The organism is Rhizobium aouanii (assembly GCF_037002925.1).
Taxonomy (GTDB): Bacteria; Pseudomonadota; Alphaproteobacteria; order Rhizobiales; family Rhizobiaceae; genus Rhizobium; species Rhizobium aouanii.
On record NZ_JBAMYD010000016.1, the window covers coordinates 95,611 to 120,397 of the forward strand.

Genomic DNA, 24,787 nt, shown 5'->3' on the forward strand with positions numbered 1-24,787 from the left:
GAACAATGAAGACTTTGTGGAAGGCGCTTTGCGCCGCTGCGATGATCGGGGTGAGCATCCTTCCCGCTCGCGCGGAAGAAAAGACGATCAATCTGGGCACCATGTCGTGGGAGGACCTGACGCCCATCACCGGCATTACCAAGAAGGTTCTCGAAGACGCCGGCTACACCGTCAAGGTGACCGAGTTCTCCGAATGGGGCATCGCCTATGCCGCTCTCGCCAAGGGCGATATCCAGGCTCTCGCGTCGCAGACGGACTACGTCGCTCAGGACTATTGGGACAAGAACAAGAACCGGCTCGAGAAGATCTCACCCGTTTCGCATGGCCTCTATCAGGGCGTCGCGGTTCCTAAATATGTGCCGATCGACTCGCTGGAACAGCTCAATGAAAACGCCGACAAGTTCGGCGGCAAGATCATCGGTATCGAGCCGGGCTCCGGCCTGATGCGCGATACGTCGAATGCGGTCAAGGATTACGGTCTCAAGCTCCAGCTCGTCGAGGGCAGCACGGCCGCGATGACGGCGGCGCTGAAGTCCGCCTATGATCGCAAGGAGTGGATTGCGGTGACGATCTGGGAGCCGTCCTGGATGGTCCAGAAGTACGAGGTCAAGTACCTCAAGGATCCGAAGGGCGTATTTCCGCCGCCGCAGAGCTATTACTGGATCGGCCAAAAGGGCTTCTCCGCAGAGAACCCGCATGCGCGTGAAGTGATGGCCAGCATCTACGTGCCGATCGCCGACATCACCGCCATCAACGGCGCCGTCAACGAGGGCAAGACCATGGACCAGGCCGTGCAGGATTGGATCGGCGCCCATGCCGACCTGATCAAGCGCTGGGAAAACATCAAGAAGAGCTAAAACGCATCGTGGCCGTCCGATCCGTCGGGCGGCCACCCTGAAACCTAATGAAGAAGCCAGCGCCGAATGGCTCAAAGGGGATCGTTATGAAAACCGTGAATGCCGATATCAATGATGTCCTGATCGACTGCCAGTCCCTCTGGAAAGTCTTCGGAGGCAAGTCCGCTGCGGCAATGAAGTCGATCAAGGAGCGCGGCCTCGGCAAAAAAGAGGTGCTCAAGGAGTTCAACTGCGTCGTCGGCGTCTCCGACGCGAGCATTGAGGTCCGGCGCGGCGAAATCTTCTGTATCATGGGACTGTCGGGTAGCGGAAAGTCGACGCTCATCCGCCTTCTCAACAAGCTGATCACGCCGAGTTCCGGCAAGGTCCTCGTCAAGGGACACGACCTCGCCACTCTGTCGCCGGTCGATCTCCGGCAGATGCGCGCCAAGAACATCGGCATGGTGTTTCAGAGCGTCGCTCTGCTGCCGCATCGGACAGTCCTGGAAAACGCGGCCTTCGGCCTCGAGGTTCAGGGCATTCCCAAGCCGGAGCGCAACAAGACCGCTGCTGCGGCGCTCGAGAAGGTTGGCCTCGCCGACTGGGTGAGCCGATATCCGAACGAGCTTTCCGGCGGCATGCAGCAACGCGTCGGACTTGCCCGCGCGCTCGCTTCCGACCCTGAGATCATTCTGATGGACGAGCCGTTCAGCGCTCTCGATCCGCTCATCCGGCGCCAGCTTCAGGACGAATTCCGGCAGCTGACGAAGGCCTTGGGCAAGTCCGCGGTCTTCATTACGCATGATCTCGACGAGGCGATCCGGATCGGCGATCGCATTGCGATCATGAAGGACGGCGTCATCATCCAGACCGGCACGGCCGAGGAAATCATCCTCAACCCGGCGGACGCCTATGTCGCCGAATTCGTCGCGGGCATATCCCGCCTCCATCTGATCAAGGCGCATTCCGTCATGCGCAGCGTCGCCGAGTTCCAGCGCAACCAGCCGAGTTTGGACATCTCGTCGCTGGCGCGCACGACGCCGGACGCAGACATCGACGAACTCATCACACTGACTATGAAGTCGGAGCGCGACGCCATCGCCGTCGTCGACAACGATCAGGTCGTCGGGGTGGTCACCCCGCGCAGCCTGCTGATGGGCGTCAAGGGAACCTCCACCCACGATCTGACGGCAGCGTGAGCCCAACGGGAGCTGATTGAGATGGATACTTCAGGCTTCACCGATCTTTTCGACGAATGGACGGACTCTGCGCTCGAGTGGGTGAGCGACAATGGCGAGTTTCTCTTCGACTCCATCAGGCAGGTTCTCGAAGGGCTCTATGACGGGATCCTGTGGCTCCTGGAGCTTCCGCCATTCTACCTGGTCGCGCTGATCGTGGCGCTCGTCGGCTGGCGGCTGGTCAATGTCTGGTTCGCCCTGCTGAGCGGCGCAGCACTGGCGCTTTGTTTTTCGATGGGGCTCTGGCCGGAGACGATGAGCACGCTGGCGCTGGTCTTGACCGCAACAGCGCTCGCCCTGGTGATCGGCATCCCGATCGGGATCGCCGCCGGCTTCTTCACCGGCCTCGACCGCTTCATGGAGCCCGGCCTCGACCTGATTCAGACGCTTCCGCCATACATCTACCTGCTGCCGGCAATCGCCCTGCTCGGCTATGGACCGGCGACGGCACTGATCGCGACGGTGATCGTCGCCGTGCCACCGGCGATCCGCCTGACCTCTCTCGGTATCCGGATGACGCCCAAGGAGTTCATCGAACTCGGAACCGCGCTCGGGATGACGCCGGCGAAGATGTTCTTCAAGATCCGCCTTCCCTTTGCTCTGCCGAGCATCATGGCAGGGATCAACCAGAGCCTGATGATGGCATTCGGCATGGTCGTCATCGCCGGCATCGTCGGCTCCGGCGGGCTCGGAGAGACGATCTACGGCGCGATCAGGACGCTCGACATCGCGACCTCGATCAATGGAGCGATAGCCATCGTGGTACTCACCATGGTGCTTGACCGGATAACCCAGAGCGCTGCCCGCTTGGGAACAGGGAGGAAGTCATGAATCCTGCAATCCTGCAGTTTTCGCCGGGCGCTTTCCTGGCGCCGTCCGTCGATTGGCTCAACACCAACCTTCATCCGCTGTTTGCGGCGATCAGCTATCTGGTCGAAGCGGTTCTTTCTGGATTCGAGGCGGCGCTCCTCTTCTTGCCGCCCTATGGGCTTATCGCGATCGTCGTCGTCCTGGCATTCGTCGCCGTCGGTCTGCGCGCCGCAATCCTTGCCGGTCTTTGCCTGGGGTTCTGTCTCCTCATGGGGCTGTGGACGGCATCGATGCAGACCCTCTCTCTGGTCACCGTCGCCGTCCTGATCTCCGTGCTCATCGCCTTCCCGATCGGCGTTCTATGCTCGCGCCACAAGACATTGGAGGCGATGGTTCGCCCGGTTCTCGACGTGATGCAGACCGTGCCGCCGTGGGTCTACCTCATTCCTGCGGTAATGATCTTCAGCCTTGGACGTGTGCCGGCAATCATCGCCACCATCGTCTATGGTATTCCGCCGATGCTGCGCCTGACCACGCTGGCGTTCAATCAGGTGCCGAGAGAATTTGTGGAACTCGGCAGCGCCATCGGCGCGCCGCCTCGTTCGGTGCTCTGGAAGATCGAGATCCCCCTGGCCAGGCAGACGCTCCTGGTCGGGCTCAACCAATGCATCCTTCTGTCGCTGGCGATGGTCGTATTGGCCGGCCTCGTCGGCGCCGGCGGTCTCGGCGCCGAGGTGACGCGCGGCCTGACGCGCATGGAGATGGGGCTTGGCCTGCGGGCGGGTTTGGCGATCGTCGCGGTCGCCCTTCTGCTCGACAGGCTGTCCCGTAGCCTGCTCGACCGCGACAGGCCACGGAAGGCGGGATGAGCAAGGATATGGAAAGATGAGAAACAGCTTCTTCTGCATCGATGCGCACACCTGCGGCAATCCCGTCCGCCTCGTTGCCGGGGGTGGTCCGCTGCTTCCGCATGCGCCGATCAGCGAGCGCCGGGAAATCTTCGTCCGGGATCATGACCGGGTGCGCAAGGCGCTGATGTTCGAGCCAAGGGGGCATGACATCATGTCGGGGGCGATCATCTATCCGGCCTACCGAGAGGATTGCGATTTTGCCGTGCTTTTCATCGAAGTGAGCGGCTGCCTGCCGATGTGCGGCGCCGGCACCATCGGCACCGTGACCGCTGCGATCGAGGAAGGGCTGATCAAGCCGCGCGAACCCGGCCGGGTCGCCATCGAGACGCCTGCGGGGAGGGTCGACGTCACCTATGAGGAGAAGGCCGGATATGTCGAATCCGTTCGTCTCCACAATGTTGCCAGCTATCTCCATGAGGCGGATGTCGACGTCGACGTGCCGGGAATGGGCCGTCTGCGCGTCGATATATCCTATGGCGGCAACTATTATGCGGTCATCGAACCGCAAGACAATTGGAGCGGGCTCGACGGCATGACCGCATCCGACATCGTCGGTTGCAGCCAGAAGCTCAGGTCAGCGCTTGCCGATATCTGCGATCCCGTTCATCCCGACGATCCCAGGATCAGAGGCGTGCATCATGCCATCTGGTGTGATCGCCCCGTCAACGATACCTCGGATGGGCGTTGCGCGGTCTTCTATGGCGAGAAGGCCATCGATCGCTCGCCGGGCGGCACCGGCACCTCCGCCCGCATGGCCCAGCTCTATGGGAAGGGGCGGCTTACCGTCGGATCGAGATACCGGCATGAAAGCCTGATCGGAACCGTCTTTGAGGGCCGGGTCGAAGCAGAGGCACGCATTGGGCCCTATAGCGGTATTCTTCCAAGCATCGGGGGCTGGGCGCGCGTCATCGGGCACAACACCATTTTCGTTGACGATCGGGATCCGCTGGCGCATGGCTTTCAGATCCGATGAGCGCGTTTTCGACAGGGATGATGAGTATGCGACCCGATCAGCATCGCCAGGCAGATGACGCTGCGAAGTCGGCCAGCCGCCTCAAGGTCGGGTTCGTTCTGGCGCGATCGTTCACGCTGTCCGCCTTCGCCCTCTTCGTGGACACGCTGCGGCTCGCCAGCGACGAGCAGGATCGTTCCGGAAGGGTCCTAGCCGACTGGCAGGTAATTGGCAGCACGAGGCACCTGATCACCGCGAGCTGCGGCGTTCAAGTCGCTCCGACGTCCGATTTCGTCGATCCGTCGAAGTTCAATTACATCGTGGTCGTCGGCGGCCTTTTGACGGTGGAAAACCCTGTCGACCAGGAAACCATCGCTTTTCTCAAGCAGGCTGACGCCAAGAAGGTGCCGCTGATCGGCGTGTGCACGGGGTCGTTCATCCTTGCTGCGGCAGGCCTGATGAAGCGGCACGACTCCTGTGTAAGCTGGCTGCATTACAAGGAATTCCGGGAGCGGTTTCCGGACCTCAGCGTTCGCTCCGATCGGCTCTTCAATCTCGATCGCCAGCGTGGGTCCTGCGCCGGCGGCAGCAGTTCAGCAGACATGGCCGCGCTGTTAGTCAGGAAATACATCAGCCGCGACGCCGAACGAAACGCACTTGAGGTGCTGCAGATCGAGAGGGCCCGCGCAGCTGCGGACGTCCAGCCCCGGCGTCCGCTCTATGACAATTATGACGATGCCCGCGTCAAGGCGGCGATGATCACGATGGAACAGTTCGTCGACGGTAGCATGTCGATAGAGAAGCTTGCCTCCACGGTTGGGCTCTCAAGACGACAGCTGGAGAGGATCTTCATCGACAAGACGGGGATGTCTCCGGCCAAGGCGTATAATCGTGTTCGCATGGAGCGGGCGAAATCGATCCTTGCCCAGTCGAAGGCGCCTCTGATCGAGATCGCGCTGGATGTCGGCTTCGAAAATGCCTCGCAGTTCACAAGAACCTTCAAGCGCACATTCGGGCAGACGCCGTCACAGCATCGTGCTGCTTCGAGAGCGCACTAGAACAGGATGATTTAGGCCGGGTCGGCCTCAATCATCCTGTTCTAAATTATATAGTTAGAGCATGATGTCGTACGAAAACCGATCACACTTTTCGGCATCATGCTCTGGGCTTATTCAGATCTCTTCCCACGGAAACGTGTCCAGCCGCTCGGCTCCCCGTGCCGTGATCAGAGCCTGGGTTTCCAGTTTGATGCTCTCGGACCCGGCTTCGGCAATCAGGCTTTCGACGTTGAGAACCATGTTCTCCTCGATGATGCCGCTGAAATCAGGGTCGAAATCCGGATGCAGAAGGATCCCCGGCCATTCGTCCGCCATGCCGGTTCCGTGCAAAGCAAGCGTGTATCGATAAGGCTGGTATTTCTCCGGAATCCGCCACGACAGCGCATTGAACTCTTCGAACGTCATACCGGGCTTCAGGACGGCGAGATTGTGCTCGATCTGATCCCTGGCAGCGGCGTAGAGTTCCTTCTGCTTGGCGCTCATCGCCACGTGTCCCGCTGTCCACGAACGCGACAGGTCGGCGCAATAGCCGTAGGGTCCGATCATATCGGTGTCGAAGGATATCATCTCCCCGCGTTTGATGACGTAGTCCGAACATTCCTGATACCAGGGGTTTGTTCTCGGTCCTGCGGTCAAGAGCTTGGTCTCCAGCCACTCGCCGCCGCTGCGTGCGTTTTCGAAGTGAAGCTCGGCCCAGATCTCTCTTTCGGTGCGGCCCGGCTCGGATACCTCGTACATCCGCGCCATGCCTGCTTCGCAGACACGGATCGTCCATCTCATCAGCTCGATCTCCTCAGTGCTCTTGATGGATCGCGCCCGCTCGGCCAGTTCCTGGCCGTCCAAGAGCTTGAAGCCGCGTTCCCTGAGTTCGAACGCGCCCGCCGGTTCAAGCCTGTCCACCGCCACGCGTTTGTTGCCGCCATTGCGGCTTACGAGGTCCGCGACCTCGTCCGCCCAGGTTTTCAGGCGGGGTTCCGTAAGGTTCCCTGATGTGAAGAATATCCATGACTTCGCCGGCCGGATCTCGTCGATGCCGGGAAGCCCGTCATTGACGTGTTCGGCGCCTTCGAATTCGAAAAGTATGGCCGGACCATCGGCGAGGATCAGAGCGTAGCGCGAGGCGTTATGCATCGTCCAGATGCTCATATTCGATGAATCGAAGGCATATCGGATGTTGACGGGGTCGTAGAGAAGCAGGGCGCCGCAGTCCCATTCGTGCATCTTCCCGCGCAGGCGCTCCAGACGATAGCGGCGAACCCGATCGAGCGTCGTCGCCGGCACAGGACTGATAAGAGGCCGATCGGCGCCTTCAGGATTGAGGTATGCCTGCTTTCGCTCGTCCTTGAAGACCGTCGAACCGGTCAGCTCGGCGGAATCGCTTTCCTCTCGCAGCATCTCAGTCAGTCCTTGTTGCGGTGAACGACGCCCCGGATGTTCAGCGCTCGATGACCAGATCGCTGAGCGGCTTGGAGCAACAGGGCAGGAAGAAGCCGGCGTCGATTTCCCGCTGACGAATTCCGCCATTGTGGTTCATGTCGACCGTGCCTGACGTAAGCTTCGACTTGCAGGTGCCGCAGACGCCGTTCGCGCAGGAGGACGGGATCCTGACGCCTGACTTCTTCGCGCATGAGAGCACGCTCTGGTCGCCGGAGACGTCGATGCTGCGCGCCTGCTTCGAGAAGGTGACCTGAAAGACCTTGGCAGATGCCTCCTGAACCGCAGGGATTTCGGGTTCGTCGATGACCGCTGCGTCGAAGCTTTCCTCCAGATAGTTCGAGCCCGGCACGCCGAGTTCGGTGGCAATGCCGCGCGCGGCGGCCATGAACGGGGCGGGGCCGCAGCACATCACGGTTCGCTCGGCGATATCGGGAACCGCAAGCCGCATGTAGTCTTTCGAAATACGGCCGGTCAGACCGGGCCAGGACGGCTCGCCGGCCACGGTCTCCGGGAGGAATTGCAGGCGAAGGCCTTTCAGCCTGCGGGCGATGCAGGCCAGTTCGTCGCGAAAGATCAGGTCCTGCGGCGTCCGTCCTGCGTGCATGAAGACGACGTCGGCAGGTTCGCAACTGTCGGCGATCTCACGCAGAATGGACATGACGGGGGTGATGCCGGAGCCGCCGGACAAAAGCAGAAGCTTGCGTCCCGACGTCTCGGGCCTGACGAAGTGGCCGAGCGGGCCATTCGCCTTGACGGTCGTGCCGGGAACCAGGGTGTCGTGAAGCCAGTTGGAGATCTTTCCACCGGGGACGCGCTTCACCGTCACGGAGAAGGCGTTCGTCCGATGCGGCGAGGAGGAGATGCTGTAGCACCTGTTTTCAGCGTCTCCATTATGTTCCAGGTCGAACAGAAAATACTGCCCTGCCTTGAACGCGAACCGCTTGCCCTCGCGCGACGCGAAGGTGAAGGTCTTGACGTCGTGGGTTTCCTGCTGGACGTCGAGGCAGACGAGCGCGTCGTCTTCTTCCGGGTTCCAGGCGTCGTGAAGGGCGGCCCTGGCTACGGGCATCTGCGGGCTCCTAGTATCCATGGGCGCGCATCCGATCGATGTACCAGCTGGCGAACTTGTCGAGGTTCGTCTCGGAAAAGCGGGAGTAGGGGCCTGGCTGATAGGCCGGGTCGAGAGTGCCTGCATGGGAGCGCGCGACGAGATCGGCGTCCTGGTCCGTCGTCGCGACCCAGACATCCGTCAGCTTGTCGAGATCGTAATCCACGCCTTCGACGGCGTCCTTGTGGACCAGCCACTTGGTTCTGACCAGCGTCTTGCCCGCCGAGAGCGGGATGACGGTTGCCACCACGGCATGGTCGCCCATGAAGTGATTCCAGCTGTTGTGGCCCCAAAGATGCGTGTCGCCGAGATCCTTGCGGGTCATGTGGCCGAGAAGCTTGGACGATGCGGCGGTGGCGTCGTGGGTCTGGGATTCGCCGGCGCCTGCGATGATCAGCCGCTGGGTGCGGAAGTTGGTGGCGCAGTCGGCGAGCTGCTCGACGGCCGCCGAGGGGAAGCCGTCAGACTCCCACGCCTTCGTCCGCTCTTCATACAGCCTGAAGTGCTCCTCGGCCTGTTCGCGATCCTCCGGGCTCAGCGTCTCCGGGTCGAAGCCGAAGTCGAGATCGACGAAGGAGACGCAGAGCTCCGGATGGTTCGCGGAGCAATGGTAGCATTCGCGATTGTTTTCCATCGTGAGCTTCCAGTTGCCATCCTCGATGACATCCGTTTGGAAGGCGATCTTTGCGTTCCGGATGTCGTAGGGGGCGAGGCGCTCGGTCACGGCCTGTTCGAGGATGGCAATGTCCTCGGGCGGATTGTCGGAGAGACAGACATAAATCAGCCCGCCGATCGACTTGAAAGTGACAGGCTTGAGGCTCCGACACTCCTTGTCGAAGTCCTTGCCCATGTGAGGCGCGTAGCTGAGCTCACCCGTCAGTTCGTATGTCCAGGTGTGATAGGGACAGACGAGTTTTGAAACGATCGTCTTGCCCGGATCGAGAAGGCGGGAGCCGCGATGGCGGCAGACATTGTGCAGGACGCGAATTTCTCCGTCGTCGTCACGCAGAAGGATCAAGCTCGTCTTGCCGATATCGATCACGGTGGCGTCACCGGGTTCGGGAACATCGCAATCGAGACCGACACAGATCCAGTGATTGTGGAAGAAGACGTCGATGTCTGCTTCGAACACGTCTTCTCTGACGTAAAGGCCGGCCGGCAGAGAGTGACCGTTGGCACGAGCGTCGAGAAGGGCGGAAATGGACGATGGGAGCTTGTTTAGCATCAGAACCTCTTATGCGAGAGTTTCCTCAGATTGCCCTTGCAGTTCCGATGTTTCAACGGCATAAAAAATTGGGTTCGCATAAGTTTTTATCATGCGATGAGGGTTCTGTGATGCACTTTAGAAGACGGATCCCGTCGCTGACGGCACTGGTGACCTTGGAGGCGGTGCTCAGAAAGAAGAGCTTCACCACGGCTGCGACCGAATTGGGTGTCACCCAGGCGGCGGTCAGCAGACAGATTGCATTGCTGGAGGAGGAATTCGGCCAGCCCTTATTCGTGCGCAAGCATCGAGCGATCGAGCCGACGGCGGCATGCATCAACCTCGGAGCCACGCTGGCCAAGAGCTTTGCCGATATTGCCGAGAGCGTGGAAGCGCTCCAGTCGCGCAGCCAGGACGTATTGACGATAGGGGCGACCGTTGCATTCTCTTCTTTCTGGCTGCTGCCGCGGCTGGCCGAATTCCGCCGGGCGAACCCCGGCATCCTGGTGCGGGTGATATCCCAGGACAGCCCGATCGCTCTCGACGACGGCGAAGTCGATGTGGCAATTCGATATGGTGTGCCCCCCTTCAGCGATGGCACCGTCATCGCCTCGCATGGCGACGTCATCTGCCCCGTCTGCTCTCCCGACTATCTCAGGCGCCGCGGCGATGGCCCGCTCGGTTCCGGTGACGAGTTCATCGAAACGGATGTTCTCGATCGGTCCTGGTATAGCTGGGCGCAGTGGTTTTCGCTCACCGGCGCCAACCTCGAGGTAAAGCCGTCGCTTCGGTTCAACCACTATACCGAAACCATCGCAGCCGCGCGCGCAGGCCAAGGCATTGCCTTGGGATGGCGCATGCTGGTGGGCACCTTTCTGGAGGATGGAACCCTGGTGCAGATCGGCGGCGGCGAGCTTGCGGCGGAGGATCGTTACAACGTGATCGTGCCCGTCAAAGCCAAGCGAAGCAACGCGCGCGACCTTGCCGCCGCCTGGCTGACGGCATCACTGCACGGGTGATCGAAGCATAGTCACAAACCGAGTCCCACGGTTGCCGTCCGGTGAACGCCTTTCGGGACGAAGGCGAAGCGATCTGCCAGGCCAAGAAAATCGGCCGCCAGGTGAATGACGGAAAGCCACATTTCCGTTCCCTGCAAACTCGGCTCACCACCATCCGCGAATGGGAATCCTTCGCCATCCTGCCATCTCTCCAGGGCCCTTGATATGAGCTTGCGGGCGATCGCTTCGCCATCGCCCCGCCTGTAGTCGGTCTGCCGGGCAATCAGCAGCAGAGGGTGTATCGTATCGAGCAGGTTGCACGCATTGTATTTTGAGGCAACGAAGCCCTTGTGGTTGCGATAGTTGAGGTGAACCGTCTCGAGCGAGGCGTGCGGGTGGGGAAGTGCCACGCCGAACTGGGCGTAGGTGCCGCGCGTCAGGCGATAAAAGCCGTTCACCGGTTGAAGCCATCCTTCCGCCGCGGTCGGTTCACCCCATAGTCCCGAAACGCTGTTGGCATTCTGGCTCAGCCACTCGAAAAGCGCCTGCCGTGAATGCCTGATGCCGAAATACTTCGCATTGAAGTACATGGCGGTTCCGATTGCATCGACCACGCTGCCGGCGTGCCATGCCCGAGTCGACCAAGGCAGGGCGCTCAGCCATTCATCCAGCTCCCTGGCCCCGAGCTCGACCGCATGGACGGGTTGCCGCGGACCTGAACCAAGCAGTTCGAGCGCATAGCCCACCGCAAGGACGTTATAGAGCGCCTTTGGATCATCCCTGAGGGCCTTGCCATGCATTCGCGAATGCTCTTCCGGGAAAAGACCGGTCTCCCGCTCCTGCAGACCCTGGAGACGCTCGACGGTCTCTGCCGCATCGAGATCGGGCGGCAGCTGGCCGAAGCCGGCAGCGATCTCGATTGCATCGCAGAGATGCCGGATCGCCGGTCTGCGGACGCCGTCTGCTTCCAGCGATTCATAGCCCCCTTGCGTTTTCCAGCGCGCAAGAATGTCCGGCCATTGGTCCTGCGCTTTCTGGCCCAGCCTGGCCAATTGATCTTCGATGTCGCCAGTTCCGGATTTTTTGGGCGCCGAGCCTCGGCTCCGCAGCACCCGGGCGGGCACGCCACCGGCAATCGCCATGGCGGGAATATCCCCGGTGACCACCGCTCCGGCGGCGATCACCGCACCATTTCCAATTGTTGCGCCATCGAGGATGACGCAATTGGCGCCGATCCAGACGTCGTCGCCGATCACGATGCCGATGCTGACGACGCCCTGGCGGTGTATGGGAATGGTCGGATCGTCGAAGACATGATTGAAGCCGACGATCGAGGCATGCGAAGCAATCCGCACCCCATGACCGCACGTCACCGTGCCGGAAACACAGGCATAGGGATTGATGGTGCAATCGTCGCCTAAGATCACATGGCCACGAACGAGGGCGTGCCCGGCGATCCACGACCGCTCACCCATCGTCAGGCGTTCGGTGAAGACTGCGGCATTCTCGGCGATGTAGGACGTTTCGGCCAGCTCCGCACCGCATGATCGCCTGAGTTCCGCCTTGCGGGCAAGGTGAGCCGGATGACCGAGGTCCGACGCAATGTGTTCCCAGGTCAGGTATTGAAGTCTGCGCGCTTCCCTCTCTTCGCTTGCCGATGTTTGCTGGCTGTTGGCCTGATCCATCCTGCTCCTCATTCTCAGGTTCAACCGCCGAATATTCATCTGATTCAGCGATCCGTTGCCTCGCTGCATCAGACGGCCTGATCCATCCAAAAGCAAGACTTCCGACAATGGCGGCGTGGTCCTCGTTGAAATGGCTCAATTGCTTTGATCGGGTCCGGCCTCCCGGCGACCGATGCGATCACAATCGCCCGTAGGATGGCCTCGGTCGGGTGGCCGAGGCGTCCGAATTCGCGATTTGCAGAGACGTCATGCGCCAACGCACCGATCATCGGCAACGTGCTCAGCCATCTGGAAACCTTGAAGTCGAGTTATGCCGCGTTCAGAAGTTCAGCGCTAACCGGCATTCCCAGGTGAAAGCCCTGGACGCGGTCGATGCGAAGATCCTTGAGAAGGGAAAACTGTGCTGCCGTTTCGACGCCTTCCACCAGGATCGTATTCCCACGATTGCGGATGAGAGCAATCATGTCCTGAAGCATCATCAAACCGCGTGGGTTCGAGCAGTCGTGCAGGAAGGTTCTATCGACCTTGACCGTCTGAAACTCGATTGCCCTCAGCCAAGAGAGGCCCGAGAAGCCGCAGCCGAAGTCGTCGAGCCAGATTTCGACGCCGAGTGCCCGCAGATCGGCAATGCATTTCAGCACCTCCGCCTGCATATCCATGTCCAGGCCTTCGGTGACTTCCAAGGCTAGTCGCGACCCGCAGACCCCGCACCGAGCGAGGATATCGGCGACACTGGCAGCAAAGCCGGGGGAGCGCAGCTGTATCGGCGACACGTTGACGCTGACGGTCGCCATGCGATCGGTCATCAGTATATCCCGGCATGCCGTCTCGATCGCCCACCTGCCCAATTCGAGGATAGCGCCACTTCGTTCTGCGACTGGAATGAATGTCTTCGGCGAGACCGCGGTGCCGTCCGGCATCCTGAGGCGCATCAAAGCCTCGACGGCTCTTGCTTTCCCGTTGGTCACGTCGAAGATCGGTTGGTACACGAGCGAGACCAGTTTGCGATCGATAGCGGCCGCCAGCAGCGGGACGAGTTTGCCAGCGTGGTCGTCGGGGCGGGGTAAAAACGGATCAAAACTGCGAATGCAGTTTCGGCCACTTGCTTTGGCATTGTAGAGAGCGAGGTCGGCTTCGCGGACTATTCGTTCGACTTTCTCGCCAACTTTCTCGCGGGTGAAGGCGACGCCGATGCTGACGGTTACGGTCGACATATCATCTGGTCGCTCGTCGTGAGCAATCGCAAGTGACTCGACTTCCATTCTGATCTTTTCGGCGAGAGTCATCGCGACCTTGGGAAGGGCGGCCGACATGACCACGATAAACTCCTCGCCACCATACCTGCCGATCATGCCATCGGACGACTCTACAATCGCCTTCAGCGCATTGGCGATGACAGTCAGGCATCGGTCTCCTTCCTGATGTCCGTAGCGATCATTGAAGCGTTTGAAAAAGTCGACGTCGATGAGGAACACGGAGAAGCCGCGGCGTTCGTCTTTCCAGGCGGCCCAGCATTCATCGAGCCGCCGATCCAGCGCGCGTCTGTTGCTTATGCCTGTCAGGTAGTCAGTATGTGAAAGCTCGAGCAGTGACCTTCCTCGTTCGGACGCTTCCCAGTGCTGGTGGCGAGCCTCCGCCGCGTTCAGCAACACGTTTCGACGCTCCACATTCAATCGCCAATTGACGAAAGACGTGAAGGCAAAGCACGAAATGTAGAACAGCCCGAAAGCGAGCTTGTAGGTTTGGCTCGAAGGAAAAAATTCCTCGATGGTAATGAAAAACGCGCATAGAACGAGGCCGGAGGTGATCACCGAAAGCCGAAACGGGAAACTGAAAAACAAGTTGGCGCCCATCATGAAGATAGCGCCGAATATCATGTAGTAGGACATGGCGGTGACGTCGCGGGTGGCAATCGCCGGGTAAAGCCAGGCTACATAGCCCACAAGCAGCGCAGCGGCGCATGTGATGTCGAGCCAGACGGTTTTCGCATTTGCCAGTCGCAGGATTTCGAACGCCAGCAGCGCGATCGTTGCAACGACGAATCGCGCGGCGATCGTGACAGGGGCAACATCGGGGATCAGCCAGCGGTCGGGAAGTGCGAAGGCCACATAAACGGCAACCGCGATCCAAAGACCATGCCGTGAGCTCTGCCTTCGGACAGCATCATTTTCATTCTTTAGAGAATTGAGGGCCTCGGCAAATGAAGAACTGGCGGTTGATTCGTCGCGCTGGACATTATCGCAAGCCGCGATCATGCAACGACGCCGACCCGACAGCCATCTGAAGTATGTTGAAAAGTAAGCCATACTTCGGCGCCCTCCAAAATTGCGTTCGGCAATCTGCAACCGGTTTGTCTTATTGCTGAGCTTTGTTAGAGGGGTAGCATCGGACCCGCAAGAGTAGAATTACTCTTATCCCGTGTAGATTCTAGTCGCATCCCATTTCGAGGTTGATTATGCTTAACGCTGTGTCAAGGGGATCTCGAAATGGAACAAAGCCTGGTGTTAGACGGTGAGAGTCTTGTTGCGCCCGGCGAGATTCGTCGGTCGGCCAGGAGGGTTGCTGCCCCAGATCCCGGCCAACTGATCGTCGCCAGAGCCGAGCTTGCCCTAAGCCTTGACGTATCGATCCGTCAGTTCAAATCCGGCGTCGGGCCTCATGCGATCATCGAGCGACTTACCGACGCCTTGCATCAGATACGGCGGCGCTTTCATCCGGAGGCGTGGGACACCATCGTTCCGATCGCGCAATCTCATCCCGTTGCTCACTATCTTCATCAAGATCCATTGACCCGCTGGTCGTTCGAAAAGCCGCGCGGCTATTCTGGCGACGCACGCCTTCTCGACTTCATCTACGGCAGACCTGAGATTGAGGACGATGTCGCATCAGCGAGCGACTTGGGACGTTCGATCTACGCCTACACTCGAAATGCTTCGTCATCCGTCGCGGTAAGGGAGCGTCGAGACATTCTGGCGCGCCGCGTTGACGAAATCGCTTCGACCCGGCCTGGTTCGACCGAAGTCCTCGCCATCGCCGCCGGGCATCTTCGTGAGGGACCTTTATCGTGCGCGCTCAGCGCCGGCGCGATCAAACGCTGGGTGGCTTTAGATCAAGACCCGATGAGCGTTGGAACCGTCGCCCGCGATTTCGCCGGCACGTCCGTCGAGGCGGTGAACGGGTCGGTCAAATCCCTGCTCGCTGGAAGGCATGCGCTGGGAATGTTCGATTTCGTCTATGCCGCGGGTCTCTATGACTATTTGCCGGACGCGGTAGCCGTAAGGCTGACCAGAAAGTGCATCAGCATGCTGAAGCCTGGCGGTACATTCCTATTTGCCAACTTCTCTCCGGAGACGGACGTCGATGGCTATATGGAGACATTCATGAACTGGGCGTTGCTGTTGCGGTCGGAGCGAGAGATGGGCTCGATCGCCAGTGAAAGCGTGGCCGGGGCGGATGTGAAGGTGTCTGTTTGGCCAGGCTCAAACCGCAACATTGTCTACTGTGAAATTCAAAGACCGCATTAGGCCGCACGTTGGCCGACGGGCCTGCCGACCTTCGGCACCTACCCGGCCACCAAGGTCGCGCTGCGCTAGGCTCTGCCGGACACCCGGGGCGCAACACGCTGCGCCCCTTGCTCATCGACCGTTGCCGAGGGTTGTTACCGGGCGCTGTCGATGATTGCGCCGCCGTCGGGGGTAAGGCTGTAGCCCGTGATGAATTTGGAATCCTTGCTGGCGAGAAACAGGGCCACGGGCGCGATGTCGTCTTCCGGCGAGCCGAAACGAGCGAGCGCGTTTGCCGGGGGAGGAACATCCTTTTCCGCGGCGCCCCAGGTGTCCGCGATCGGCAGGATGTTGTTCACGGTGATGTTGTCGGCACCCCATTCGCGTGCCGCCGTGCGGGTCAGCGCGCGCACGGCCTCCTTGGCCATGTTGTACGGGCCGTACCCGGCCAATCCAATTGTGCCGGCCATCGAGCCGAAGTTGATGATCCGGCCTTCTCCGCTTTCCCTGAGGTGCGGATAACAAGCCTGCATGAAGCGCAGATACGCGATCGGCCCGGTGTCGAAGTTCCGTTGCAGTTGCTCGACCGAAAGGTCGATGACCGAAGACAAGACCGCAGAACCATCGAAAGCATTGTTCACGAGAATGTCGATGCGGCCGTATGCGGCGACAACCTTGTCCACCGCGGCCGTGATCTGATCGGCATCACCGACGTCGCAGACGACGCCGAGGGCGGTGCCGCCCGCGTCGACGATATCCGCGACAACGCGTTCGACGCCTTCGGACGTCCGCGAAAGAACTGCGACCTTCGCGCCTTCGGCCGCAAACAGTTTTGCGGTGGCGCGGCCAATGCCGCGGCTTGCGCCAGTGATAACGGCAACTTTTCCATTGAGTCGACCCATGTGTATCTCCATTTGATAAGGCTTGGGAATCTTCGAGGCGTCAGAGGAAGGCAGCCTGGACGTAAGGCGAAGGGGCGTCGCGGGCGTCGTTCTGCGTCATGAACGAGGCGATCAGCAGCGCCAGGCCGATCGCCGCCGGCAGCGCGCCGACAGGTTTTCGAACGCCGATATGTGCGAGGCCCGACAGCAGCAGGTGAAAGAAGATGCCTGCATAGGCGAGGTCGCTGAGCGGGACGCTGACGCGTGAAAGGATGGCGACCGGGCCGAGGACCTTAACAATGATCATGAACGGAACGAGGTTGTTCGCGCTGTATCCGAGTTCCGTCAGCGCCTCACGAACCCACTGTTTCCTTGTGGCGTACATGTAGGCTGAAGCGAGGTAGAGCGCGGATAGAAGTGCCGTGCTGATCCAGTATCCGTAAAATTCAAGCATAAGCTCATCCCTGTCGCTGCTCACGCAGCAACATTCCTCTCGTCGAGTCTGTCGGTTTCTATGTGAGGGGCGCTCCTTTTACTGCGCCCCTGATGCACGGATGGAAAATGTCGTCTAAGGTCTATCTTTGCAAGTAGGATGAATTACTTGCAGCTAGTATGGAAAACCAGACCATGTCCGATGGCGACATCAATATGCATGAGGAGATGCGTCGCGCATTCGCGCTGCTCTCCGGCAAATGGAAGCTGGAAATCATGTGGCTGCTCCATCAGCGGGTCCACCGGTTTGGCGAACTGAGAAAGGCTATTCCCGGCATCACCCAACACATGCTGACGGCGCAACTCCGCGAGCTCGAAGCAGACGGACTCGTGTCCCGCACCATCTTTGCGGAGGTTCCTCCGCGCGTCGAATACGAGATCACCCAAAAAGCGCGGGGCCTCGGTCCCACCATGGAAGCCTTGACGGCATGGTGGAACGAGTACGGCAAAAGCGTGCCGGCGAAGCCGAGCGCACGCGGGCGTAAAGCGAAAGGTGGCTGAACTGCTTCGGGTCGATAAACGACATTACCCTCACGAAAAACTCGAACCGGACTTGTCCCAGCCTTCCTTGATCGTTTCCATTGCGACATTGGTCGATGTGCTGGCAACGTGAGGCAGTGTCGAGATGCGCTCGCCGAGGACGCGGCGGTAGCGGCCGATATCGCGGGTGCGGATCTTCAGCAAATAGTCGAACCTGCCGGCGATCATATGGCACTCTTCGACTTCGCTGATCTTCTTGATGGCATCGTTGAAGCTTTTCAGCGCATCCTCGCGCGTATCGGAAAGCTTCACTTCGACGAAAGCAATATGGTCGAGCTGCATTTTCGACGGATTGAGGACGGCCTTGAAGCCTTCGATATATCCGTCGCTGATCAGCCTTTTGAAGCGGATCTGGCACGGTGTCTTCGACAATCCGACACGCGCGGCCAGATCGGTGATCGACAGTCTTCCGTCCTCGGTGAGTGCCGTGAGGATCTTTCTGTCGAACTGGTCCAATTCACTAAAGATGTCGGTTTCAGTAGCCATTTGAACTCTCACGGGCGGATTAATAAGTTCATACAGCCTGGAAACTGTTGAAATCAAGTGAGATTGCGATTTGCGATTATGATAGATTATCTGCCGGGCAGAAGAGTGCTGAAATCGGGATCGGTGCCGCGCTCAAAACGGGGATCATACATGCATAACAAAGAAGCGGATGACGATCGGACGCAGGATTTGCTCGCTCACTACCGGCCGCTGGCGATCAGGGCCGTGGCCGCGGCGCTCACCCTCAAGCGCGACAGACCGGATGCGCGCCCGCTGCGAGAGACGGAATATTCCGGCCCCGCCTTCACGGAAGATGCACAGTGGGACGACGAGCCCGGCATCTCATTCATCCGTTAAACCAGACATCGATTGATAGGTACTTTCATGTTGAACGCAGCGATCGACCCCACCCCCTCCAATGATCCGGCCGACGGCGCGCCGTTCTCGACCTTTGCCCCACCGATCCGACCGCAATCCGAACTTCGCCAGGCCATCACGGCAGCCTATCGCCGGCCGGAAACCGAATGCCTGCCGCCGCTCGTTGCGGCAGCGCGCGTCTCCGAGGCAAAACGCTATGACATTCGCAGCACGGCCCGCAGCCTCATCGAGGCATTGCGCGCCAAGCACAAGGGGACCGGCGTCGAAGGGCTGGTGCAGGAATATTCGCTCTCCAGCCAGGAGGGCGTGGCGCTCATGTGCCTCGCCGAAGCGCTGCTGCGCATTCCCGATACCGAAACCCGCGACGCGCTGATCCGCGACAAGATCGCCGAGGGCAACTGGACCTCCCATATCGGCGGCGGAAAATCCATGTTCGTCAACGCCGCCACCTGGGGCCTCGTCGTCACTGGTAAGCTCACCTCGACGGTCAACGACCGGAGCCTGTCGGCCGCGCTGACGCGGCTGATCGCGCGCGCCGGCGAGCCGGTCATCCGCCGCGGTGTCGATATGGCGATGCGGATGATGGGCGAGCAGTTCGTCACCGGTGAAACGATTGCGGAGGCGCTGAAACGCGCCCGGCCGCTGGAAGCGCGCGGCTTCCGCTATTCCTACGACATGCTGGGCGAAGCCGCGACGACGGGCGCCGACGCCGAGCGTTATTACCGGGATTACGAAAAGGCGATCCACGCCATCGGCAAGGCGTCTGACGGGCGCGGCATCTATGACGGCCCGGGCATTTCGATCAAGCTCTCGGCCCTGCATCCCCGCTACGTGAGGTCGCAGGCCGGCCGGGTGATGAGCGAGTTGCTGCCGAAGGTGACGACGCTCGCCGCTCTCGCCAAGTCCTATGATATCGGCCTCAATATCGATGCCGAGGAAGCCGACCGGCTGGAGCTTTCGCTCGATCTCCTCGAAGAACTCTGCTTCGCCCCTGAGCTTGCCGGATGGAACGGGCTCGGCTTCGTCGTGCAGGCCTATGGCAAGCGCTGCCCCTTCGTCCTCGACTATATCATCGATCTTGCGCGCCGCTCCGAGCGTCGGGTCATGGTCCGTCTCGTCAAGGGCGCCTATTGGGATGCGGAGATCAAGCGCGCCCAGCTTGATGGTCTCGACGACTATCCGGTCTATACCCGCAAGATCTATACCGATGTCGCCTACATCGCCTGCGCGCGCAAGCTGCTCGATGCTCCGGATGCGGTCTTCCCGCAATTTGCTACCCATAATGCGCAGACGCTCGCCACGATCTATCGTCTGGCCGGCCCTGATTTCACCGTCGGCAAATATGAGTTCCAATGCCTGCACGGCATGGGCGAACCGCTCTACGACGAGGTCGTCGGAAAGGAAAAACTCGACCGGCCCTGCCGCATTTATGCGCCTGTGGGAACACATGAGACGCTGCTCGCCTATCTGGTTCGGCGCCTTCTGGAGAATGGCGCCAATTCCTCTTTCGTGCACCGCATCTCCGATCCGAATGTCTCGGTCGAGGCGCTGATTGCCGATCCCGCCGAAATCGTCGCAGCCATGCCTGTCGTTGGCGCGCCCCACGCGCAGATCGCCTCGCCGAAGGCTCTTTATGGCAACGCCCGGGCCAATTCCGATGGTCTCGATCTCTCGAACGAGGCCACCCTCTTGGACCTGTCGCAGGCGCTCGCCTCCACGGCTGCGGCCCCGTGGCGTGCGCTTCCCATCCTAGCCGACGGCTCTATGGATGGGGTGACGCGCGATGTTCTCAATCCTGCCGATCACCGGGATGTCGTCGGCACGGTGACCGAAGTGAAGGTCGAGGAGGCCGCACGCATCGTTCGCATGGCTGCCGAGCACGCGCAGCAATGGGCCGCCGTGCCGCCTGCCGAGCGTGCCGCCTGCCTGGAGCGGGCCGCCGATATCATGCAGGCCCGCATCAAGGTGCTGATGGGCATCGTCATGCGCGAGGCCGGCAAATCTGCGGCCAATGCCGTTGGCGAAGTGCGTGAGGCGATCGACTTCCTTCGCTACTACGCCGAACAGGCGCGCAAGACGCTCGGCCCCTCGCATGCGCCGCTTGGCCCGGTCGTCTGCATCAGCCCGTGGAATTTCCCGCTGGCGATTTTCACCGGACAGGTCGCCGCAGCCTTGGTGGCCGGCAATCCCGTGCTTGCAAAACCGGCCGGCGTCACGCCGATCATCGCTTCGGAGAGCGTCAAGATCCTGCACGAGGCGGGCGTGCCTGTCGGTGCTTTGCAGTTCGTGCCCGGCAGCGGCCGTCTCGGCGCCGGCATGGTCGGTGCGGAGGAGACGGCGGGCGTCATGTTTACCGGGTCGACCGAAGTTGCCCGGATGATCCAGGCACAGCTGGCGGAACGGTTGTCGGCGAGTGGCAGGCCGATTCCGCTGATTGCCGAGACCGGCGGCCAGAACGGCATGATCGTCGACTCCTCGGCTTTGGCCGAGCAGGTGGTGGCCGACGTCATTGCGTCTGCCTTCGACAGCGCCGGTCAGCGCTGCTCGGCGCTCCGGGTTCTCTGCCTTCAGGACGATGTGGCCGACAGGACCCTCGCCATGCTGAAGGGCGCCTTCCGCGAGCTGACGATCGGCCGTACCGATCGGCTGAGCATCGATGTCGGCCCAGTCATCAATGACAGCGCAAAGACGGAGATCGACCAGCATATCGAGCATATGCGCGGCTTGGGCCGCAAGGTGGATCAGCTGCCGCTGCCCGAAAGTGCAGCGGCAGGGACCTTCGTTCCGCCGACGATCATCGAGATCAAATCCCTGGCAGACCTGACGAGGGAGATCTTCGGCCCGGTGCTGCACGTTATCCGTTTCAAGCGAAACGGGCTCGACCGTCTGATCGACGACATCAACGCGTCGGGTTATGGTCTCACATTCGGGCTTCACACCCGGCTTGATGAAACGATCGCGCATGTGACCAGCCGCATCAAGGCTGGAAACCTCTATGTTAACCGGAACATCATCGGCGCTGTTGTCGGCGTGCAGCCGTTCGGCGGTCGCGGCTTGTCGGGAACAGGACCGAAGGCCGGCGGTCCGCTCTATATCGGCCGGCTGGTGCAACGTGCGCCCGTGCCGCCGCAGCAGGATTCCGTTCATACGGACCTTGCCCTTCGTGACTACATCGTCTGGCTCGACAAGAAGGGCTTGTCGGGCGAGGGGGAAGCGGCGCGTGGATATGCGAGCCGCTCGGCACTCGGGCTCGAACGTGAGCTCACCGGTCCGGTGGGCGAACTCAATCTCTACGCGCTCCATCCCCGCGGCCGTATTCTCGTCGTGCCGCAGACCGAAGGCGGGCTTCATCGCCAGATTGCTGCAGCCCTATCGACCGGCAACCACATCGTCGTGGACGCGGGTTCCCTATCGAAATCCGTCCTGGCGGATCTTCCGGCGGCTGTCGCCGGCCGGATTTCCTGGACATCGGATTGGGAAAAGGACGGGCCGTTCTCCGGTGCGCTCGTCGAAGGGGATCGCGACAGGGTCCACGCGGCCAATAAAAGGATCGCGGCACTGCCCGGTCCGCTTCTGTTGGTCCAGGCCGCAAGCACCGATGAATTGGCGAGCGATCCCGACGCCTATTGCCTGAATTGGCTGCTGGAGGAGGTGTCGACGTCGATCAACACCGCGGCTGCCGGCGGCAATGCAAGCCTCATGGCTATCGGCTGAGTGATAAGACGAGGGCGCAGAAAAAGCGCCTTCGTCTGAAGAAGCCCATTCCAAGAATGTTCATAGGGCAAAGGCCGTGTTCCGTCGTGCGGTGCGCGTAAAAGCCGCTTGACAAAACGCGTCCGCCGCGACTATTGGGTAATCGATCACCCAAGGAGGATGGTGCGGATCGTGGCTGTATCTCTTTCTGACATCGCGGAACGTGCGGGAGTCTCGGTCAAGACGGTTTCCGGCGCATTGCACGGCGGCTCCGCCCGCATGTCGGACGATACGCGCCAAAAGGTCAAGGCCATTGCGGAAGAGCTCGGCTACGTAACCAACTTTGCGGCGCGCGGTGTGCGACAGGGCTGGCTGCCGCTGGTCGGCGTCGTCTCCGACGGTCTCATCACTTCGCCTTTCGCCACCGAGATCGTACGTGGCCTCGACGGGGCGGCCCGCAGCGCCGGCATGGCGGTCTTTGCGGTCAACCACCGCAGCGGCCAGTCTATCGGCTCGGTGCTCGACGAGGTGCAGCAGTTCCGGCCGCGCGCCGTTGCTTATGCCGCCATGTACCACAAGGATGTCGCCCTGCCGGACAGGTTGGCAGGCGCCGTCGGCGTGATGATCAACTGCCGCGAGGCTGCCGGCCGCGTCACCGCGCTGGTCCCGGACGAAGAGGGCGGCGCGCGGGAGATCGTGCGTTATCTCCTCGTCGCCGGCCGCCGGCGCATCGCCTTCATCAACCTGCCGGGCATTCTCGCCGGCACGCTGCGCGAGATGGGATTTCGTGCGGCGCTTGAGGAGGGGGGCATCGACCCCCTCGGGGTGTTGCCGGCGGTGCGCCGCAGCGTCTACAGCGACCGCGCGCCAAGCCTTGTTGCCTCTCATGTGGAGGCGCTTCTGAAATCCGGTCAACGGCCGGACGCCATCCTGTGCGGCAATGACCGCGTAGCGATGGAAGTCTACGCGGCGCTTGCCCGCGCCGGCCTTCGCATTCCGGATGATATCGCGGTGGCAAGCTTCGACAACCAGGTCGAGATTGCCTCGCGGCTGGACCCGCCATTGACGACGATGGCCCTGCCGCACCGCGCCATGGGCCGCCTTGCCATGGAGATCCTCCTGGCCGAGCAGCCCGAACCGCCGCATCTGCATAAACTGCCGTTCCATCTGGTCGAACGGGCATCCGTCTGAACATCGAGTGTCTAACAGGAGGAGAATATCAATGAGCACTGCAATGGGTAATCGTTTACTTTACGCATTCCTAGCGTCCGCCGCGCTGGTCGCGACCGCCGGTTTCGCCGAGGCGAAGACCGTCATCCACGTCATGCACCAGGGCGATCCGGGCTGGGTGAAGGCCTATGGCGACGTTGCCGCCCGCTTCGAGGCCGCCAATCCCGATGTCGATATCGAGATGATCTACGCGCCGCACGATGCCTATAACGAAAAGTTCAGCGCCGCCGTCATGGCCAAGCAGCTGCCCGATATCATGGAACTCGATGCTCCGTTCCTCGCCAATTATGTCTGGTCCGGCTATCTGCAGCCGGTCAAGCCGCTCATTGACAAGGACCTGCTCGATGACATGACGGATTCGAATGTCGCCCAGGGCACCTATCCGATCGACAAGGACCTCTATGCGATCGGCCTCACCGACTCCTCGGTCGTGCTCTACGGCAACAAGAAATATCTTGAAGCCATTGGCGCCCGCATTCCAAAATCGGTCGATGATGCATGGACCCGCGAGGAATTCGAGGGCTATCTCGAAAAGCTTTCCAAGCTCGAAGGCGTGAAGTGGCCGATCGACACCTTCCGAGGTTACGGCATCAAGACCGAGTGGATCACCTATGCCTACGGCCCTCTGCTTGAAAGCGCCGGCTGCGACCTGATCGACCGCAAGACCTGGAAGGCCAGCGGCACGCTCGATGGCGAGGCCTGCGTCAAGGCGCTGACGATGATGCAGGACTGGGTGAAGAAGGGCTGGGTCGTACCGACTTCGTCGGGCACCAACCAGTTCTACGCCGAGGGACAGCCGGCCGCGCTCGCCATGGGTGGCCACTGGTTCTACGCGGAGGCATCGGCAGCGATGAAGGACAATATCGTCGTCATGCCGCTGCCGAAGATCGGCGACAAGGGCGTGAGCCCGAACGGAACCTGGATCTGGGGCGTTTCCGCGACCTCGGAAAATCCTGAGATCGCCGGCAAGTTCCTGAGCTTCCTGCTGAAGGACAAGGAGTACCGGGAGTACGCCAAGACCCAGTCCGCTTATCCGGGCCTGAAGAGCTTCGCCGCGGAATCCCCACTCTATGCGGAAGGCGGTCCGCTCGCCGTCGCCTTTGAGCAGGCTTCCAAGACCGCGATCGCCCGTCCGCCGCACCCGGCCTATCCGACGATCACCTCGGCCTTCATGCAGGCCGTCGACAAGATCTTCAACAGTGGCGACGCGCAGGAAGCGCTGACGGCCGCTGCCAAGAAGATCGACGAGGATATCGAGGACAACGCCGGCTACCCGCCCTTCGACGAGCAGCAGTAAGGGGTTTTGACGGGGCCGGCTCGTCCTGCCGGCCCTGGACCATCTCGGGA

General features: G+C 60.9%; 21 protein-coding genes. 13 read left to right on the forward strand and 8 right to left on the reverse strand.

Annotated features, from left to right (window positions below):
* The first annotated feature begins 5 nt into the window (after positions 1-5).
* The 6 genes from V8P77_RS25755 to V8P77_RS25780 are packed head-to-tail and all read left to right on the forward strand — an operon-like array spanning position 6 to position 5,805.
* Positions 6-857 (forward strand): glycine betaine ABC transporter substrate-binding protein, encoded by an 852-nt coding sequence (locus V8P77_RS25755; RefSeq protein ID WP_335914776.1) that lies wholly within the window; start codon positions 6-8, stop codon positions 855-857.
* A gap of 47 nt (positions 858-904) precedes the next feature.
* Positions 905-2,035, forward strand: coding sequence for a quaternary amine ABC transporter ATP-binding protein (locus V8P77_RS25760; RefSeq protein ID WP_335914777.1), 1,131 nt, complete (start codon positions 905-907; stop codon positions 2,033-2,035).
* A gap of 21 nt (positions 2,036-2,056) precedes the next feature.
* Positions 2,057-2,905 (forward strand): ABC transporter permease, encoded by an 849-nt coding sequence (locus tag V8P77_RS25765; protein ID WP_335914778.1) that lies wholly within the window; start codon positions 2,057-2,059, stop codon positions 2,903-2,905.
* Positions 2,902-3,753 (forward strand): ABC transporter permease, encoded by an 852-nt coding sequence (locus V8P77_RS25770; protein ID WP_335914779.1) that lies wholly within the window; start codon positions 2,902-2,904, stop codon positions 3,751-3,753. The genes V8P77_RS25765 and V8P77_RS25770 overlap by 4 nt, the downstream gene beginning before the upstream one ends.
* 16 nt (positions 3,754-3,769) lie before the next feature.
* Positions 3,770-4,768 carry a 4-hydroxyproline epimerase gene (locus V8P77_RS25775; RefSeq protein WP_335914781.1) on the forward strand — a complete coding sequence of 333 codons (999 nt, stop codon included), beginning with the start codon at positions 3,770-3,772 and terminating at the stop codon, positions 4,766-4,768.
* Positions 4,769-4,794: 26 nt separating this feature from the next.
* Entirely contained in the window at positions 4,795-5,805 is a 1,011-nt protein-coding gene (locus tag V8P77_RS25780; protein ID WP_025397060.1) for a GlxA family transcriptional regulator, read from the forward strand.
* Positions 5,806-5,919: 114 nt separating this feature from the next.
* Here V8P77_RS25780 and V8P77_RS25785 read toward each other — a convergent pair whose 3' ends face one another.
* The 3 genes from V8P77_RS25785 to V8P77_RS25795 are packed head-to-tail and all read right to left on the reverse strand — an operon-like array spanning position 5,920 to position 9,575.
* The gene (locus V8P77_RS25785) at positions 5,920-7,200 is read right to left on the reverse strand and encodes a M24 family metallopeptidase (RefSeq protein WP_335914782.1); all 1,281 of its coding nucleotides are present in this window, start codon (positions 7,198-7,200) and stop codon (positions 5,920-5,922) included.
* A gap of 40 nt (positions 7,201-7,240) precedes the next feature.
* Positions 7,241-8,311, reverse strand: coding sequence for an FAD-binding oxidoreductase (locus V8P77_RS25790; RefSeq protein WP_335914784.1), 1,071 nt, complete (start codon positions 8,309-8,311; stop codon positions 7,241-7,243).
* A 10-nt stretch (positions 8,312-8,321) separates the two neighbouring features.
* A complete protein-coding gene (locus V8P77_RS25795) occupies positions 8,322-9,575 on the reverse strand; it encodes an aromatic ring-hydroxylating oxygenase subunit alpha (RefSeq protein ID WP_131641371.1) in 1,254 nt (417 codons plus the stop codon).
* 110 nt (positions 9,576-9,685) lie between these two features.
* Here V8P77_RS25795 and V8P77_RS25800 point away from each other — a divergent pair, with 110 nt between their 5' ends.
* Entirely contained in the window at positions 9,686-10,573 is an 888-nt protein-coding gene (locus V8P77_RS25800; RefSeq protein WP_168264238.1) for a LysR substrate-binding domain-containing protein, read from the forward strand.
* A gap of 11 nt (positions 10,574-10,584) precedes the next feature.
* Here V8P77_RS25800 and V8P77_RS25805 read toward each other — a convergent pair whose 3' ends face one another.
* Complete coding sequence (locus V8P77_RS25805; RefSeq protein WP_335914788.1) at positions 10,585-12,237, reverse strand: acyltransferase; 1,653 nt, start codon at positions 12,235-12,237, stop codon at positions 10,585-10,587.
* Between the two features lie 308 nt (positions 12,238-12,545).
* Positions 12,546-14,543 carry a putative bifunctional diguanylate cyclase/phosphodiesterase gene (locus V8P77_RS25810; RefSeq protein WP_335914789.1) on the reverse strand — a complete coding sequence of 666 codons (1,998 nt, stop codon included), beginning with the start codon at positions 14,541-14,543 and terminating at the stop codon, positions 12,546-12,548.
* Positions 14,544-14,723: 180 nt separating this feature from the next.
* Here V8P77_RS25810 and V8P77_RS25815 point away from each other — a divergent pair, with 180 nt between their 5' ends.
* On the forward strand, positions 14,724-15,761 hold the full coding sequence (locus tag V8P77_RS25815; RefSeq protein ID WP_335914790.1) for a class I SAM-dependent methyltransferase: 1,038 nt from the start codon (positions 14,724-14,726) through the stop codon (positions 15,759-15,761).
* A gap of 134 nt (positions 15,762-15,895) precedes the next feature.
* Here V8P77_RS25815 and V8P77_RS25820 read toward each other — a convergent pair whose 3' ends face one another.
* Entirely contained in the window at positions 15,896-16,642 is a 747-nt protein-coding gene (locus V8P77_RS25820) for an SDR family NAD(P)-dependent oxidoreductase (RefSeq protein ID WP_335914791.1), read from the reverse strand.
* A 40-nt stretch (positions 16,643-16,682) separates the two neighbouring features.
* Entirely contained in the window at positions 16,683-17,075 is a 393-nt protein-coding gene (locus V8P77_RS25825) for a DoxX family protein (RefSeq protein ID WP_335914792.1), read from the reverse strand.
* 158 nt (positions 17,076-17,233) lie between these two features.
* Here V8P77_RS25825 and V8P77_RS25830 point away from each other — a divergent pair, with 158 nt between their 5' ends.
* Positions 17,234-17,614: a winged helix-turn-helix transcriptional regulator gene (locus V8P77_RS25830; RefSeq protein ID WP_335914793.1), complete on the forward strand. Its 381-nt coding sequence runs from the start codon at positions 17,234-17,236 to the stop codon at positions 17,612-17,614.
* 30 nt (positions 17,615-17,644) lie between these two features.
* Here V8P77_RS25830 and V8P77_RS25835 read toward each other — a convergent pair whose 3' ends face one another.
* The gene (locus V8P77_RS25835; protein WP_335914794.1) at positions 17,645-18,139 is read right to left on the reverse strand and encodes an Lrp/AsnC family transcriptional regulator; all 495 of its coding nucleotides are present in this window, start codon (positions 18,137-18,139) and stop codon (positions 17,645-17,647) included.
* A gap of 150 nt (positions 18,140-18,289) precedes the next feature.
* Between V8P77_RS25835 and V8P77_RS25840 the strand changes: the two genes are divergently transcribed.
* The 4 genes from V8P77_RS25840 to V8P77_RS25855 all read left to right on the forward strand — a co-directional run bounded on the left by V8P77_RS25840 (position 18,290) and on the right by V8P77_RS25855 (position 24,737).
* Entirely contained in the window at positions 18,290-18,496 is a 207-nt protein-coding gene (locus tag V8P77_RS25840) for a hypothetical protein (RefSeq protein WP_335914795.1), read from the forward strand.
* A gap of 27 nt (positions 18,497-18,523) precedes the next feature.
* The gene (gene putA / locus V8P77_RS25845; RefSeq protein ID WP_335914796.1) at positions 18,524-22,231 is read left to right on the forward strand and encodes a trifunctional transcriptional regulator/proline dehydrogenase/L-glutamate gamma-semialdehyde dehydrogenase; all 3,708 of its coding nucleotides are present in this window, start codon (positions 18,524-18,526) and stop codon (positions 22,229-22,231) included.
* Between the two features lie 159 nt (positions 22,232-22,390).
* Positions 22,391-23,401 (forward strand): LacI family DNA-binding transcriptional regulator, encoded by a 1,011-nt coding sequence (locus V8P77_RS25850; RefSeq protein WP_335914911.1) that lies wholly within the window; start codon positions 22,391-22,393, stop codon positions 23,399-23,401.
* Positions 23,402-23,444: 43 nt separating this feature from the next.
* Complete coding sequence (locus V8P77_RS25855; protein WP_335914912.1) at positions 23,445-24,737, forward strand: ABC transporter substrate-binding protein; 1,293 nt, start codon at positions 23,445-23,447, stop codon at positions 24,735-24,737.
* Positions 24,738-24,787 lie beyond the last annotated feature (50 nt).

Coding starts and splice junctions, on each gene's coding strand:
- V8P77_RS25755 (WP_335914776.1), top strand. CDS start 6: ATGAAGACTTTGTGGAAGGCGCTTTGCGCCGCTGCGATGATCGGGGTG.
- V8P77_RS25760 (WP_335914777.1), top strand. CDS start 905: ATGAAGAAGCCAGCGCCGAATGGCTCAAAGGGGATCGTTATGAAAACC.
- V8P77_RS25765 (WP_335914778.1), top strand. CDS start 2,057: ATGGATACTTCAGGCTTCACCGATCTTTTCGACGAATGGACGGACTCT.
- V8P77_RS25770 (WP_335914779.1), top strand. CDS start 2,902: ATGAATCCTGCAATCCTGCAGTTTTCGCCGGGCGCTTTCCTGGCGCCG.
- V8P77_RS25775 (WP_335914781.1), top strand. CDS start 3,770: ATGAGAAACAGCTTCTTCTGCATCGATGCGCACACCTGCGGCAATCCC.
- V8P77_RS25780 (WP_025397060.1), top strand. CDS start 4,795: ATGCGACCCGATCAGCATCGCCAGGCAGATGACGCTGCGAAGTCGGCC.
- V8P77_RS25785 (WP_335914782.1), bottom strand. CDS start 7,200: ATGCTGCGAGAGGAAAGCGATTCCGCCGAGCTGACCGGTTCGACGGTC.
- V8P77_RS25790 (WP_335914784.1), bottom strand. CDS start 8,311: ATGCCCGTAGCCAGGGCCGCCCTTCACGACGCCTGGAACCCGGAAGAA.
- V8P77_RS25795 (WP_131641371.1), bottom strand. CDS start 9,575: ATGCTAAACAAGCTCCCATCGTCCATTTCCGCCCTTCTCGACGCTCGT.
- V8P77_RS25800 (WP_168264238.1), top strand. CDS start 9,686: ATGCACTTTAGAAGACGGATCCCGTCGCTGACGGCACTGGTGACCTTG.
- V8P77_RS25805 (WP_335914788.1), bottom strand. CDS start 12,237: ATGGATCAGGCCAACAGCCAGCAAACATCGGCAAGCGAAGAGAGGGAA.
- V8P77_RS25810 (WP_335914789.1), bottom strand. CDS start 14,543: ATGGCTTACTTTTCAACATACTTCAGATGGCTGTCGGGTCGGCGTCGT.
- V8P77_RS25815 (WP_335914790.1), top strand. CDS start 14,724: ATGGAACAAAGCCTGGTGTTAGACGGTGAGAGTCTTGTTGCGCCCGGC.
- V8P77_RS25820 (WP_335914791.1), bottom strand. CDS start 16,642: ATGGGTCGACTCAATGGAAAAGTTGCCGTTATCACTGGCGCAAGCCGC.
- V8P77_RS25825 (WP_335914792.1), bottom strand. CDS start 17,075: ATGCTTGAATTTTACGGATACTGGATCAGCACGGCACTTCTATCCGCG.
- V8P77_RS25830 (WP_335914793.1), top strand. CDS start 17,234: ATGGAAAACCAGACCATGTCCGATGGCGACATCAATATGCATGAGGAG.
- V8P77_RS25835 (WP_335914794.1), bottom strand. CDS start 18,139: ATGGCTACTGAAACCGACATCTTTAGTGAATTGGACCAGTTCGACAGA.
- V8P77_RS25840 (WP_335914795.1), top strand. CDS start 18,290: ATGCATAACAAAGAAGCGGATGACGATCGGACGCAGGATTTGCTCGCT.
- putA (WP_335914796.1), top strand. CDS start 18,524: ATGTTGAACGCAGCGATCGACCCCACCCCCTCCAATGATCCGGCCGAC.
- V8P77_RS25850 (WP_335914911.1), top strand. CDS start 22,391: ATGGTGCGGATCGTGGCTGTATCTCTTTCTGACATCGCGGAACGTGCG.
- V8P77_RS25855 (WP_335914912.1), top strand. CDS start 23,445: ATGGGTAATCGTTTACTTTACGCATTCCTAGCGTCCGCCGCGCTGGTC.